The sequence below is a fragment of the Burkholderia sp. SIMBA_051 genome, assembly GCF_046534915.1.
GTDB classification, from domain to species: domain Bacteria; phylum Pseudomonadota; class Gammaproteobacteria; order Burkholderiales; family Burkholderiaceae; genus Burkholderia; species Burkholderia ambifaria.
In genome coordinates this window covers 1-257 of sequence record NZ_JAWRXS010000525.1, presented here as the reverse complement: position 1 = coordinate 257, position 257 = coordinate 1, and the positions used below count along the sequence as shown (strand labels likewise).

Below are 257 nucleotides of genomic sequence, written 5' to 3'. Positions count from 1 at the left end.
CGGCGCAACCGGCGGCGATCTCCTCGAGCGCAAGCGCATAAGCCACGTAGTCGGTGTACGAGCCGCCCCACTCGGCCGGCACGATCATGCCGAGAAAGCCGAGTTCGCCCATCTGCGTGACGACGTCGGCGGGCAATCGCGCGTCGCGGTCCCACTGCGCCGCGTGCGGCGCGAGGCGCTCGGTCGCGAAGTCGCGAGCGGCGTCGCGGATCATCCGTTGCTCGTCGGTGTAGAAGCTGTCCATGAGGCGCGTGTCC

General features: G+C 69.6%; 1 protein-coding gene. It reads right to left on the bottom strand.

The features are described 5' to 3' along the window. Window positions 1-244 (bottom strand): acyl-CoA dehydrogenase family protein (locus SB771_RS35575; RefSeq protein WP_410722115.1); only part of this gene is annotated, 244 nt, incomplete at its 3' end. Window positions 245-257 lie beyond the last annotated feature (13 nt).